This is a genomic window from Streptomyces sp. BE303 (assembly GCF_036290945.1).
Classification (GTDB): domain Bacteria; phylum Actinomycetota; class Actinomycetes; order Streptomycetales; family Streptomycetaceae; genus Kitasatospora.
The window spans coordinates 1-283 of the sequence record NZ_JAQYWZ010000028.1 but is presented as its reverse complement, the minus strand read 5'-3'; the positions used below and the strand labels follow the sequence as shown (position 1 = coordinate 283).

Sequence of the window (283 nt, the reverse complement as noted above, 5' to 3'; positions counted from 1 at the left end):
TCGACAAACCGCTGCCCAACAGCGAGCCGAAACTGCGGGCCGTCTTCGAGAAACTGACCGCGAAATTCGGCACCGTCCTGGTGATCGTGGACCAACCCGCCTCCATCGGCGCCCTGCCCCTGACCGTCGCCCGCGACGCCGGCTGCCAAGTCGCCTACCTTCCAGGCCTCGCCATGCGACGAATCGCCGACCTCTACCCCGGCGAGGCGAAGACCGACGCCAAGGACGCCGCCGTGATCGCGGACGCGGCCCGCACCATGCCCCACACCCTGCGCACGCTGGA

Annotated in this window: 1 protein-coding gene; it reads left to right on the top strand. The window is 69.3% G+C overall.

The features are described 5' to 3' along the window. The coding region (locus tag PUR56_RS00080) for an IS110 family transposase (protein ID WP_329947320.1) at positions 1 to 283 on the top strand (283 nt) is incomplete at both ends.